At 70.0% G+C, this 12,508-nt stretch carries 11 protein-coding genes; 6 read left to right on the forward strand and 5 right to left on the reverse strand.

Going from position 1 to position 12,508, the window contains the following annotated elements; all coding sequences use genetic code 11:
- Positions 1-400 precede the first annotated feature (400 nt).
- Positions 401-3,010, forward strand: a complete 2,610-nt coding sequence (clpB, locus tag FHU39_RS20370; RefSeq protein ID WP_183322557.1) for an ATP-dependent chaperone ClpB — start codon at positions 401-403, stop codon at positions 3,008-3,010.
- Positions 3,011-3,139: 129 nt separating this feature from the next.
- On the opposite strand, the gene FHU39_RS20375 is transcribed toward clpB, so the two are convergent.
- The gene (locus tag FHU39_RS20375) at positions 3,140-4,393 is read right to left on the reverse strand and encodes an AGE family epimerase/isomerase (RefSeq protein WP_183322558.1); all 1,254 of its coding nucleotides are present in this window, start codon (positions 4,391-4,393) and stop codon (positions 3,140-3,142) included.
- A gap of 118 nt (positions 4,394-4,511) precedes the next feature.
- Between FHU39_RS20375 and FHU39_RS20380 the strand changes: the two genes are divergently transcribed.
- Together FHU39_RS20380 and FHU39_RS20385 are read left to right on the forward strand one after the other, a co-directional pair.
- Positions 4,512-5,237 (forward strand): LppX_LprAFG lipoprotein, encoded by a 726-nt coding sequence (locus FHU39_RS20380; RefSeq protein WP_183322559.1) that lies wholly within the window; start codon positions 4,512-4,514, stop codon positions 5,235-5,237.
- Entirely contained in the window at positions 5,218-6,939 is a 1,722-nt protein-coding gene (locus tag FHU39_RS20385) for an MFS transporter (RefSeq protein WP_246336773.1), read from the forward strand. Before FHU39_RS20380 ends, FHU39_RS20385 begins: the two co-directional genes overlap by 20 nt.
- Here the strand turns inward: FHU39_RS20385 and FHU39_RS20390 are convergent.
- The 4 genes from FHU39_RS20390 to FHU39_RS20405 form a co-directional block, all read right to left on the reverse strand.
- On the reverse strand, positions 6,912-8,396 hold the full coding sequence (locus tag FHU39_RS20390; RefSeq protein WP_183322561.1) for a flavin-containing monooxygenase: 1,485 nt from the start codon (positions 8,394-8,396) through the stop codon (positions 6,912-6,914). The genes FHU39_RS20385 and FHU39_RS20390 overlap by 28 nt on opposite strands.
- Before the next feature lie 57 nt (positions 8,397-8,453).
- Positions 8,454-8,984 (reverse strand): superinfection immunity protein, encoded by a 531-nt coding sequence (locus FHU39_RS24450; RefSeq protein ID WP_246336774.1) that lies wholly within the window; start codon positions 8,982-8,984, stop codon positions 8,454-8,456.
- A gap of 75 nt (positions 8,985-9,059) precedes the next feature.
- A complete protein-coding gene (locus FHU39_RS20400) occupies positions 9,060-9,851 on the reverse strand; it encodes an exodeoxyribonuclease III (protein ID WP_183322563.1) in 792 nt (263 codons plus the stop codon).
- 108 nt (positions 9,852-9,959) lie between these two features.
- Positions 9,960-10,565, reverse strand: a complete 606-nt coding sequence (locus tag FHU39_RS20405; protein WP_183322564.1) for an NAD(P)-dependent oxidoreductase — start codon at positions 10,563-10,565, stop codon at positions 9,960-9,962.
- Positions 10,566-10,659: 94 nt separating this feature from the next.
- On the opposite strand from FHU39_RS20405, the gene FHU39_RS20410 reads away from it, so the two are divergent.
- Genes FHU39_RS20410 through pyrE form a run of 3 tightly spaced genes read left to right on the forward strand, consistent with a single transcriptional unit; the run spans position 10,660 to position 12,376 of the window.
- The gene (locus FHU39_RS20410; RefSeq protein WP_183322565.1) at positions 10,660-11,043 is read left to right on the forward strand and encodes a winged helix-turn-helix transcriptional regulator; all 384 of its coding nucleotides are present in this window, start codon (positions 10,660-10,662) and stop codon (positions 11,041-11,043) included.
- 11 nt (positions 11,044-11,054) lie between these two features.
- Positions 11,055-11,822 carry an SDR family NAD(P)-dependent oxidoreductase gene (locus tag FHU39_RS20415; protein ID WP_183322567.1) on the forward strand — a complete coding sequence of 256 codons (768 nt, stop codon included), beginning with the start codon at positions 11,055-11,057 and terminating at the stop codon, positions 11,820-11,822.
- Positions 11,819-12,376, forward strand: a complete 558-nt coding sequence (gene pyrE / locus FHU39_RS20420; protein ID WP_343066043.1) for an orotate phosphoribosyltransferase — start codon at positions 11,819-11,821, stop codon at positions 12,374-12,376. The genes FHU39_RS20415 and pyrE overlap by 4 nt, the downstream gene beginning before the upstream one ends.
- Positions 12,377-12,508 lie beyond the last annotated feature (132 nt).

Genomic DNA, 12,508 nt, shown 5'->3' on the forward strand with positions numbered 1-12,508 from the left:
GTCCCGAAGTGCCGACGGTCGGGGTGTGGGGACGGGTATGGCGTGCGGAGGCGTCCCGAAGTGCCGACGGTCGGGGTGTCGGGACGGGTATGGCGTCCGGAGGCGTCCCGAAGTGCCGACGGTCGGGGTGTCGGGACGGGTATGGCGTGCGGAGGCGTCCCGAAGTGCCGACGGTCGGGGGGTGGGGACGGGCGCGGGAAAGGCGGTGGGTCCGCATCCGATCAAAGTTGAGCGGAATAGACTCAACTTCGACATGGTTGACACTGAGGACAAGACGTACCGGACCGGACGCCCTTGCCCGCTTGCACGTGACACGTCAGGGTTGACGGGGAGCTTGAAGTGGTTGGCGCCGCGGTCCGGCATACGACCTGACCGACCCTGACGAAGGAGACCGACTGACGTGGATCTGCAGCTGACGACCAAGGCGCAAGAAGCCGCCTCGAACGCCGTCCAACTGGCGACCCGATCGGGCAACCCCCAAGTGGAGCCCGCCCACCTGCTGCTCGCGCTGACCGAGCAGACCGACACGACGACCGGCCCGTTGCTCGAAGCCGTTGGCACGTCCGCGCAGGCTGTGCGGGCCACCGCCGAGCAGGCGATCCGCTCGCTGCCCGCCGCGCAGGGCGCTTCCGTCGCGCAGCCGACGATGTCCCGCACGCTCGCCAACGTGCTGGAGCAGGCGCGCCAGACGATGGAGTCGATGGGCGACACGTACGTGTCCACCGACCACCTGCTCGTCGCGCTGGCGAAGACCGGCGACTTCGGCCTGAACGGCGACGCCCTGGCCGAGGCGATCCCGCAGACCCGTGGCGGCCGCAAGGTGACCAGCGCCGAGCCCGAGGGCAGCTTCGACGCGCTGGAGAAGTACGGCACCGACCTGACCGCGGTCGCCCGGGAGGGCAAACTCGACCCGGTCATCGGCCGTGACTCCGAGATCCGCCGCGTCGTGCAGGTCCTCTCCCGGCGTACCAAGAACAACCCGGTGCTGATCGGTGAGCCGGGCGTCGGCAAGACCGCCGTCGTCGAGGGCCTCGCGCAGCGCATCGTCGCCGGGGACGTCCCCGAGTCGTTGCGGGACAAGCGGCTGATCTCCCTCGACCTCGGGGCGATGGTCGCCGGTGCGAAGTACCGCGGCGAGTTCGAGGAGCGGCTGAAGGCCGTCCTGGAGGAGATCAAGGGCTCCGACGGTGAGGTCATCACCTTCATCGACGAGCTGCACACCGTGGTCGGCGCGGGCGCCGGCGGCGACTCGTCGATGGACGCCGGCAACATGCTGAAGCCGATGCTGGCCAGGGGCGAGCTGCGAATGGTCGGTGCCACCACCCTCGACGAGTACCGCGAGCACATCGAGAAGGACCCGGCGCTGGAGCGGCGCTTCCAGCAGGTCTTCGTCGGTGAGCCGTCGGTCGAGGACACCATCGCGATCCTGCGTGGTCTGAAGGAGCGCTACGAGGCGCACCACAAGGTCGCCATCTCGGACGCCGCGCTGGTGGCCGCCGCGTCGCTGTCCGACCGTTACATCACCTCCCGGCAGCTGCCGGACAAGGCGATCGACCTGATCGACGAGTCCGCGTCCCGGCTGCGGATGGAGATCGACTCCTCGCCGGTCGAGATCGACGAACTGCGTCGTGCCGTCGACCGGCTGAAGATGGAGGAGCTGCACCTGGAGAACGAAACCGACGACGCCTCCAAGGAGCGCCTCGCCAAGCTGCGCTCCGACATGGCCGACAAGCAGGACGAACTCAACGCCCTCACCGCGCGGTGGGAGCAGGAGAAGGCCGGCCTGAACAAGGTCGGTGACCTCAAGAGCGAGATCGACGAACTCCGCACCCAGGCGGACCGTTTGGAGCGCGACGGCGACCTCGGCGGGGCCTCCAAGATCCGTTTCGGCGACCTGCCCGCGCTGGAGAAGCAACTGGCGGACGCACAGGCCGCGGAGTCGACCAGCTCGACCGCCGGCGGTGAGGCGCCGATGGTCAAGGAGGAGGTCGGCCCGGACGACATCGCCGATGTCATCTCGTCGTGGACCGGCATACCCGCCGGGCGCCTGCTGGAGGGCGAGACCGAGAAGCTGCTGCGCATGGAGGACTGGATCGGCGAGCACGTGATCGGACAGAAGAGCGCCGTCCAGGCGGTGTCCGACGCGGTGCGCCGTAGCCGCGCCGGCGTCTCCGAACCCGACCGGCCGTCCGGTTCGTTCCTCTTCCTCGGCCCCACCGGTGTCGGCAAGACCGAGCTGGCCAAGGCCGTCGCGGACTTCCTGTTCGACGATCCCCGGGCCGTGGTGCGGATCGACATGTCGGAGTACTCGGAGCGGCATGCGGTCGCGCGGCTGATCGGTTCGCCTCCGGGGTATGTCGGATACGAGGAGGGCGGCCAGCTGACCGAGGCGGTGCGTCGTCGCCCCTACTCGGTGGTGCTGCTCGACGAGGTGGAGAAGGCGCACCCGGAGACGTTCGACATACTCCTGCAGGTGCTGGACGACGGTCGGCTGACCGACGGCCAGGGCCGCACGGTCGACTTCCGCAACGTGATCCTGATCATGACCTCCAACCTGGGCTCGCAGTTCCTCGTCGACCCGACGCTGGACCTGAAGCAGAAGCAGGAATCGGTCATGCAGACCGTGCGGCAGTCGTTCAAGCCGGAGTTCATCAACCGGCTCGACGAGGTCATCATCTTCGAGGCGCTGACCAAGGAGGAGTTGACCCGGATCGTCGACCTGCAGGTCGACGCGATCGCGCTGCGGCTCGCCGAGCGGCGGATCACCGTGGACGTGACCGACGCAGCCAAGCAGTGGCTTGCCGACGAGGGTTACGACCCGGCATACGGTGCCCGGCCGCTGCGCCGGCTGGTGCAGAAGCAGATCGGTGACCGGCTGGCCAAGGCCCTGCTCGCCGGTGAGATCCGTGACGGCGAGACCGTCACGGTGGACAAGGCGGCCGACGGCGACGGCCTGACCCTCGCCCCGGCCGGCGTCGAAGCCGGCGCCGACCCGGCGGACGTCGCCTGACCCTCCTCACCGACCGTCGCCTGACCCTCCCCACCGACAGGCCCACCTAACGCCGAGAGGCCCAGTAATCCGAGCGGGATCCGCTCGAATTACTGGGCCTTTCGGTGTGTTTCTGGGCCTCTCGGCGGATCAGTTGCGGCGTCGGGCGGCGAGGGCCGTCGCGAAGGAGGGGGCGAGGGGCAACCCGTCGCCGACGAGCAGGCACATCTGCAGCGCGTGGTAGACGTCCGGTTTGCCCTCCCACGTCTCGTGCGCGACCTGGTTGCCCGCCGACAGTTCGTGGTGCCACGAGCCCTGCGCGGTGTCGATCAGGTACTGCTGCGCGTAACGCCACCAGGTGACGATGTCGCCGGCCCACCGCTCGTCACCGGTCTCCTCGTGCATGGCGTATGCCGCGGCGATCGCCTCACAGACCACCCAGTGCAGCCGGGCGCGCACCACGGGCCGGCCGGCCCAGTCGGTCGTGTAGCCGAAACCGTCCGCGCCATCTGCCGCCCACCCGTCGGCGACCGCACGCTCGGCGAGCCCGGTCGCCGCCGCCACCAGCACGTCCGAGTTGTATGACGCCCCGCGCGTTCTGCGCGCCGCCACGACCGAGAGGGCAAGGCGCGACCACTCCAGGCCGTGACCGACCGTCGCGCCGTACGGCCGGAACGGGTCCGTCGGACGGTCACGGTTGTACTCCGGCAGCACGGCGCCGTTGCCGTCGAAGTGCTCCGGGATGCGCCAGTCACGCGTCCGCGCCCAGCCGGCCATCTGCCGGGTCATCGCCTCGGCGCGGTCCAGGTAGAGCGTCTCGCCGGTGACGTCGTGCACCGCCAGGAACGCCTCGACGGTGTGCATGACCGAATTGATGCCGAGGTAGGGCTCCGCGGTCGCCCAGTCGGCCGAGAACGACTCCCGCACCCGGGTCTTCGCCTCGAGCCAGAAGTGGGCCTCGTGCACCCGCCGCGCCTCGTCGAGCAGTTCCGCGGCGCCCGGCCGGCCCGCGACGACGGCGCTGCTGGCGGCCAGCAGCACGAACGCGTGCGCGTAGGCCTCCTTGGACCCGTCGACCACGGCGCCGGTGGCGGCGTCGATCCGGGCGAACCAGCCGCCGTGCTCCGCGTCCCGGAACGCCGTCCGCAGCGCACCCACCCCGTGGTCGACCATCGCCGCGAACTCCGTCCGGCCGGTCAGCAGACCGAGGGCGGCCGAGTGCGTCATACGGCAGGTCACCCACAGCTCCAGCGGCCGGTCGAGCAGCCCACCCGCGTCGTCCAGCCAACCGAAGCCGTGCTCGACCTGCGACTTCAGCGCGAAGTCCAGCAACCGATCCGCCTCCGCACGCAGCTGCGGGGCGACGTCCCTGATGGTCGCGCGCTGCGCGGGTAGCTCGGGCATGTCGCCATTCTTCCGGAGCGCCGGCCGCCGCGACGTGTCGGGGAACCCGCAAGCCGTCCTGCGCGTCAACCAAGGGACACGTCTCACCTCAACTCTCGGGAAAGATAGGTTGCTCTGCATGCGACGTACTCTGACCGCCACCGGCACTGTCGCTCTCGCGGCCACGATCGCGCTGACCGGCTGCAGTAGCGGCAGCAGCAAGAAGGACGCCCCGTCCGGCGGCACCTCCGCTGCTGCGGTGACTCCCGCGGCGACGCTCGCGAAGGCGAAGCAGACGTTGGACGACACCTCGGGGGTGCACCTCAACCTGACCTCGGCGAAGGTGCCGGCCAAGCAGAACGGCCTGATCAGCGGTGAGGGCGACGGTTCCCACGCTCCGGCGTTCAAGGGCAAGATCGGGGTGCGGATAGCGGTCGCCGGCACCATCAGCGTGCCGGTCGTCGCGGTCGACGGCATGGTGTGGGCCAAGACCCCGCTCAGCCCGAAGATGTCCAAGGTCGACCCGAAGCAGTTCGGCGCACCCGACCCGGCACAGATCTTCGCCAAGGACGGCGGTTTCTCGTCCCTGCTGGTCGCGACCAAGTCACCGAAGTTCGGCGCCAAGAAGCGCGACGGCAAGGACATCGCGCAGACGGTCACCGGCACGCTCCCGGGCTCGGTCATCAAGAAGACGCTCAGCTTCGGCAAGGCGGACCAGACCTACGACGCCGTCTACCTCATCACCGACTCGGGCGAGTTGCGTTCGGCGCAGCTGACGGGTGAGTTCTACCAGGGTACCAATGACACATCATACACCGTCGAGTTCAGCAAGTACGGCGAGAAGGTTGCAGTCTCCAAGCCCTGAGGCGGTCGCCTCCGGCCGCGACAAGACGCTGCTCGCGACCGCGTCGGTGGCCGTGGCGCTCGCCGCCGCCGACACCTATGTCGTCGTGCTGGCGCTGCAGGACATGATGAACGGCGTCGGCCTGGGGGTCGACGCGCTGCAGAAGGCGACGCCGATCATCTCCGGCTTCCTGCTGGGCTACATCGCGATGCTGCCGTTGATCGGTCGGCTCGCCGACCTGGTCGACCGGCAACGGATCCTGTTGGCCTGCCTGGCGCTCTTCGTGGTGGGCTCGGCGGTGACCGCGATCTCCGCCGACCTCCCGGTGATGGTCACCGGGCGGTTCCTGCAGGGCATCGGCGGCGGCGGCCTGGTGCCCGCGACACTCGCCCTGGTCGCCGACATCTGGCCGCCCGGTAAACGCGGCACGCCGTTCGGGGTCGTCGGTGCGGTGCAGGAGATCGGCAGCGTGGTCGGGCCGTTGCTCGGCGCGCTGATCCTGGCCGTCTCCGACTGGCGAATGATCTTCTGGCTCAACGGTTTGCTGGGCATCCTGCTCGCCGTCGGTGTCGCCGTGACCGGCGGTCCCCGGGGTGGCGAACGCGTCGGGTCGCAGCTGCCCTGGTGGTGGCACGCCGTGACCGGGCTCGCGGCGCTCGCGACGGTCGCCGTCCTCGGGCTGGCGTTGTGGGCGCCCGAGTCGCTCACCACCTCGATCCGGTGGGGCGGCCCGTTCGTGCCCTACGGCGACCACACGGCGCGACTGCTCACCCCGATCGGGGTGTGGGGACTGGCCGCGCTGGTCGTCCTCCTGGCGTTGTCGGTGCGGTACTGGTGGCCGATCGTGCGCCGGGTCGACGTGCTCGGCGCGTTGCTGATCGCGATCGCGCTCGGCGCGCTCGTCCTGACCTTCGCCGCGTCCAACCCGGAGAAGCAGGTCGTCGGCCCGCTGGGCTGGTGGCTGCTGCCGGTCGCCGCGGTCGCCGCTGCGCTGTGTGTATGGCGTCAGCGGACGACACGAAACCCGTTGATCGCCAAGGGCGTTGTGGTCGGCAGGGTACGCCCGGCGCTCCTCGTGTCGATCTGCGTGGGTACGGCCATCGTGGCGATCGTCGTCGACATACCGGTGCTGGCGCGGCTGACCGTGACCACGTCGCAGACCACGGCCGCCCTCGTGCTGCTGCGCTTCCTGGTCGCGGTGCCGATCGGCGCCCTCGTCGGCGGCTGGCTGCTCCGGCGCCTCGGGCCGGCCTGGATCGCCGCCCCCGGGCTGCTGGTGACCGGCCTCGCGTTGCTGCAGATGTCCACCTGGGACGCCGACGCACTCCACTCGTGGCTGCTGCCGACCGCCATGCTGGTGCTCGCCGGTCTCGGCGTCGGGCTGGCCATCGCCCCGGTCAACGACGCGGCGTTGCACGACGCGCCACAGGACGCGCACGGCGTCGCGTCCTCGCTGCTGGTGGTCGCGCGGATGGTGGGGATGGTCGTCGGCCTGGCGTTGCTGACCGCGATCGGGCTGCACCGGTTCTACGGGCGGGTGCAGTCGCTGCACAACCCGACCAAGGCGCAGGTGACCGACGCCGGCGTGCTGCAGGTGCAGACGGTGTTCCTCGGCGCAGCGGTCGTGGCGCTGGTGGCGGCCGCGGTCGCGATGCTGCTCGGCCGGCACGTGCACCGGGTGGCCGAGCGGGCGGATCAGCTTGCCGAGCCGGTGAATTCGTAGTCGATCAGCTCCGGCTTGGCCAGCTTGCGCTCGTAATCGCCGACGCTGCCGGGCCACAGGATGCGGTTGCGGCCCTGCTCGTCGAGGTACCAGCTGCTGCAGCCGCCCTCCTGCCACACCGACCGGGCGCTGCGCGCGTCCAGTTGCTGCATGTGCGCCGGAACGATCTCCGGGCGCACCTGCACCGCCGTCGCGCCACGCGTGTCGCGCTCGTCGAGCAGCCGGGTCACCAGACCGATCTGCGCCTCGATCATCAGGATGACGGACGTGTGGCCCAGCACCGTGTTGGGGCCGAGCAGGAAGAACAGGTTGGGGTAGCCGGGCGCAGTCACCCCGAAGTAGGTCTCGATGTCGGTCGCCCAGTCGTCGTCCAGGGTGCGTCCGTCGAGGCCGGTGACGTGCAGGTGCCGGTAGGACCCGGTGACGTCGAAGCCCGTTGCGAACACGAGTGCGTCGAGGTCGTGGTCGGTGCCGTCAGCCGTCGTCACGCCACCCGGCCAGGCGCGCTCGATCAGCGAGGTCTCCACCGTCACGTCGTCGCGCGCGAGCGCCGGGTAGTAGCTGTTGGACAGCGTCGCGCGCTTGCACCCCATCGTGTAGTCAGGGGTCAGCTTGCGGCGCAGCTCGGGATCCTTGACCGCCGAATGCATATTGGCCAGAGCGGCTTTCGAGGCGGCCTTGAGCGCGGCCGGTGCCCGGGTGAACCCACCGACCCGCAGGTCACCGGCGGCACGCAGCTTGGTGCGGTGTGCCTTCATCATCCAGGGGCGCTTCTCGTACTGGTCGATGAGCCAGTCGGGGTATGCCGGGTCGACCTTCGGCAGCACCCAGGCGGGAGTGCGCTGGAAGACCGTGAGGTGCCGCGCGTCCTCCGCCAGGTGCGGGATCGCCTGCACGGCGCTGCAGCCGGTGCCGACGATGCCGACCCGCTTGCCGACCATCGTCGCGCCCTCGTCCCAGGCCGCGGTGTGCATGAGTTCGCCGCGGAACTGCTCGATGCCCGGGATCTCGGGGATCTTCGGCTCGTGCAGCGTGCCGACGCCCAGCGCGACCGCGCCGGCCACGAGCTGGCGGCTGTCGCCGCCGCGGTCGGTGACGGTCAGGTGCCAGGCCGCCAGGCCCTCGTCATACGTCATCCGGGCGACGGTGCTGCCGAGGCGCACATGCTCGCGCAGCCCGTACTTCTCCACGCAATAGAGCAGGTAGTCCTGGATCTCGTCGGCGGTCGCGTACGCCTTCGACCAGTAGGGGTTGAGCTCGAACGAGAAGGAGTAGAGGTGACTGGGGACGTCGCACTCGCACCCCGGGTAGCGGTTGTCACGCCAGGTGCCGCCGACCTCGTCGCCCTTCTCCAGGATGACGAAGTCGCGGCCGCGGTTCTTCGCCGCGATCGCCATGCCGATCCCGGAGAAGCCGGAGCCGACGATGACCAGGTCGTGGTCGACGCGAGCACTCATATTTACCAGGCTACTTCGGGTCCGGGTGCCGGCCGCTGCGCGAAACGCCGGGACGCGTCAGCGGTAGTACTGCGGCGCGTGGTTGACGACCACCACGTTGGTCTGCGGTTCGGCGCTGCACGCCATCACGAGCGAGACGATCCAGCCGATGAACGACCAGCCGAGGAAGAAGTTGAGCAGGAAGATCGCGCCCTGGTTGGACTTGTTGCGGGTCGCGGCGATCGCCCACGGCAGCAGGTAGAGGAAGGACAGCACCGCCAGGATCCAGGCGATCGCGACCACCACACCGGAGGCGGGCGGCCGGCCGGTCATCACGACCGAGTTGTATGCCGGGGGCGGCGGCATCATCGGCTGCGGCGCGTACTGCTGCATCGGGTAGGCGGGCGGCGGGGGACCGTACTGGCCGGCGGGCGCCTGGTAAGTGCTCGGGGCGTACTGCTGCTGCGGCTGGTACGGCGCCTGGTACGGCGCCGGCGCTGCCTGCGGGAGGCGCTGGGTCTGCGGCGTCGCATCCAGGCGCTGCGTGCTCGCCGCTTCCTCGGCCTTCTGCCGGCGCAGCTCGACCGTCGACTCGTCGTCCTCTGTCATGGTGCCCCCTTGAAGTTCGTTGCCGTCACTGTATGCCGTCGCGCGACGCGACGGAACAGCGTCAGTCGGCCAGCGTCAGTCGGCCAGCGTCACGATGACCGGTGCGTGATCGGAGGCGCCCTTGCCCTTGCGCTCCTCGCGGTCGATCGACGCGTCCGTGACCCGTGCCGCCAGCGCGGGGGTGCCGAGCGCGAAGTCGATGCGCATGCCACGGCGCTTGGGGAAGCTCAGCTGCGTGTAGTCCCAGTAGGTGTAGGTGCCCGGACCGGGGGTGTACGGGCGGACGAGGTCGGCATACCCGGCGTCGACGACGGCGCGGAACGCGGCCCGTTCGGGGTCGGTCACGTGGGTCTTGCCCTCGAAGAAGGCCATGTCCCAGACGTCCTCGTCGAGCGGGGCGATGTTCCAGTCGCCGGCGAGCACCACCTGGGCCTGCGGGTCGTCCGCCAGCCACCCGGCGGCGACGTCGCGCAGCCGGGTGAGCCAGTCGAGCTTGTAGGCGTAGTGCGCGTGGCCGATCTCCCGGCCGTTCGGCACGTAGAGCGACCAGACCCGCACGCCCCCGCAGGTGGCGCCGATGGCGCGCGCCTCGGCGACCGGCGGCTCGCCGTACGACGGCATGCCGGGGAAGCCGATCGTCACGTCCTCGAGTCCGACCCGGGAGATGATCGCGACGCCGTTCCACTGGTTGAGCCCGTGCATCGCGACCTCGTACCCGGCCGCCGAGAGCGGCATCTCGGGGAACTGGTCGTCCCGGCACTTGGTCTCCTGGAGCAGCAGCACGTCCAGGTCGTGGCGTTCCAGCACCCCGACGGCACGGTCGATGCGGGAGCGGATGGAGTTGACGTTCCAGGTCGCGATGCGCACCCGCCCAACCTACGTGGCACGCCAGACGACGACCAGGGCGGGCAGCGGACCGAGCGAGCTCGCGGGCCGGGCACCCGGTCCGGCCTGCGAGGAGTCGAGCAAGAAGGCTCAGTTGGCGACCGTGAACCTGGCCCGGCGGTGCTTCGGCTGCTCGATCTCGTCGGCGATCGCGACCGCGAAGTCCTCGGCGCTGATGTGCTCGCCGGCGGGCGAGTCGTCGGCGGTCTTGTAGTTGCCGGTCCGCTCGCCCGGCGCGATCTCGGGGGCGGGGGAGAGGAACACCCAGTCGAGGCCGTCGGGCGCCTGCCGGATGGCCTCCAGCGCCTTGGCGGCGGTGAGCGCCTCCGGCTTGTATGCCTCCGGGAAGCCCGGCTGGTCGACCAGGCGGCCGCCGTCGACCAGGAGCGAACCGGCGCCGCCGACGACGAAGAGGCGGCTGTCGCCGGCATTGGTCTCGGCGGTCTGCAACGCGTCGAGCCAGATCTGGTGGTCCTCGCCGGTGCGGCTCGGGCCGGTGGCGGACACGATGACGTCGTGGTCCGCGGCGAGCGACCGGACGAAGTCGGCGTCGCCGAGGTCGCCCTGGGCGCTCGTGGCGCCCGGCACCTGCGTGCCCGACCGGGTGACGCCCGTGACGGTGTGACCGCGACCGACGAGCTCCGCGACGACGCGCGAACCCACCATGCCGCTGGCTCCGATGACTGCAACCTTCATGCCTGCTCCTTGGAAGACGGACTGTTCGTGATGCGACAACAGTAACTTTTGGTATCCTGGTACCTCAAGGTAACTAAAGCGGAGTGTGACGAGTATGACGGCAGCGGTCTCCGGCTGGGTCGGTGACGGCTACGACCCGCAGTGCCCGACCCGGGTGCTGCTGGACCGGGTCGGCGACAAATGGACGGTGCTGGTCATCGGGGCGCTCGCGGACGGCCCGCTGCGCTTCACCGAGCTGCGTGACCGGGTGGGTGGCGTGTCCGGGAAGGTGCTGACCGCGACGCTGCGGGCGCTCGCGCGCGACGGGCTCGTCATACGCACGGCATACCCGCAGATCCCGCCGCGGGTCGAGTACTCGCTGACCGACCTCGGGCGGTCCCTGCAGACGCCGCTGGACGTCCTGCGAACGTGGGCCGAGCAGCACATCGCGCAGGTGGTCGCCCACCGCGAGGAGTTCGACGAGGAGCACGACCAATAGACTCACCACCCATGGCCACCGCACTCGTCACCGGCGCGAGCGCCGGTATCGGCAGGACCTTCGCCACCCAACTCGCAGCACGCGGTCACGACCTCGTGCTCGTCGCGCGCACCACGAGCCGCCTGGAGCGGTTGAAGGCCGAGCTCGAGCAGCAGCACTCGGTGTCGGTCGAGGTGCTCCCCGCCGACCTGTCCGACCGGCTCGACATGCAGCTGGTCGCGGACCGGCTCGCCGACCCGGACCGGCCGGTCGACCTGCTCGTCAACAACGCCGGTTTCGGGTTGAAGAAGCCGTTCCTGGCGGGCGAGATCCGCGACGAGGAGGAGATGCTGACCGTGCTGGTCCGGGCGGTCATGGTGCTCTCCCACGCCGCCGCCCTGTCGATGCGGCAGCGCGGGAACGGCGCGATCGTCAATGTCTCGTCGGTGGCCGGCTACCTCGCATCGGGCACCTACTCGGCGGCCAAGTCCTGGGTCACCGTCTTCTCCGAGGGCCTGGCCAGTGAACTGCGCGGCACCGGAGTGACGGTGACCGCGCTCTGCCCCGGTTTCACCCGCACCGAGTTCCACGAGCGCGCCGGCATCAAGGGCCACGGCATCCCGGACTTCATGTGGCTGCAGGCGGATTCGCTGGTGAAGGCGTGCCTGGAAGATGTCGACCGCGGGAAGGTCATCTCCATCCCCGGCCCGCAGTACAAGGTGGCCGCGACCGCGCTGCGGGTGCTGCCACGTCCGATCGTGCGGGCCGGCAAGCTCGCCCGCAAGCACCGTCCCCAGTGAGCGAGGAGTTGGCGTTGGCCAAGCAGGAGTTGTTGGAGCAGATCAAGGCACAGGCCATCGTGCACGGGAAGGTCACGTTGTCCTCCGGCAAAGAGGCGGACTACTACGTCGACCTGCGCCGGATCACCCTGAGCGGTGTCTCGGCGCCACTGGTCGGTCAGGTGATGCTGGACCTCACCGCCCACCTCTCGTATGACGCCGTCGGCGGTCTCACCATGGGCGCGGACCCGGTGGCGACCGCCATGCTGCACGCCGCCGCGGCGCAGGGGCGCGCGCTCGACGCCTTCGTCGTCCGCAAGGCCGGCAAGGCGCACGGTCTGCAGCAGCGCATCGAGGGCCCGTCGATCAAGGGCCGGCGCGTCGTCGTCGTCGAGGACACCTCCACGACCGGCGCCTCCGCGCTCGAAGCCGTCGCCGCTGTGCAGGAGGCGGGTGCCGAGGTGGTCGCCGTCGCGGTAATCGCCGACCGGTCGACGGGTGCGCGCGAGCGCATCGAGCAGGCGGGTGTGTCCTATCTCACGGCCTACGGGCTGGCCGACCTCGGGCTCGCATAAGCACCCGTTCTCCGCGCAGTCCTGCGGTTCTGCGGCGCCACGCACGGTGAATCTCTCACTGCCGCAGCAGGTCCGGTGAGATCGCCGTGACCTCCAGGTAACACGACGACACCGCTTTCGGAAACATCCGGT

Origin of the sequence: Flexivirga oryzae, from assembly GCF_014190805.1 — a bacterium.
Taxonomy (GTDB): Bacteria; Actinomycetota; Actinomycetes; order Actinomycetales; family Dermatophilaceae; genus Flexivirga; species Flexivirga oryzae.

Excerpts from the sequence above, each read along its gene's own strand:
- FHU39_RS20375 (WP_183322558.1), bottom strand. The coding sequence starts at position 4,393 with ATGCCCGAGCTACCCGCGCAGCGCGCGACCATCAGGGACGTCGCCCCG.
- FHU39_RS20380 (WP_183322559.1), top strand. The coding sequence starts at position 4,512 with ATGCGACGTACTCTGACCGCCACCGGCACTGTCGCTCTCGCGGCCACG.
- FHU39_RS20390 (WP_183322561.1), bottom strand. The coding sequence starts at position 8,396 with ATGAGTGCTCGCGTCGACCACGACCTGGTCATCGTCGGCTCCGGCTTC.
- FHU39_RS24450 (WP_246336774.1), bottom strand. The coding sequence starts at position 8,984 with ATGACAGAGGACGACGAGTCGACGGTCGAGCTGCGCCGGCAGAAGGCC.
- FHU39_RS20405 (WP_183322564.1), bottom strand. The coding sequence starts at position 10,565 with ATGAAGGTTGCAGTCATCGGAGCCAGCGGCATGGTGGGTTCGCGCGTC.
- FHU39_RS20410 (WP_183322565.1), top strand. The coding sequence starts at position 10,660 with ATGACGGCAGCGGTCTCCGGCTGGGTCGGTGACGGCTACGACCCGCAG.
- FHU39_RS20415 (WP_183322567.1), top strand. The coding sequence starts at position 11,055 with ATGGCCACCGCACTCGTCACCGGCGCGAGCGCCGGTATCGGCAGGACC.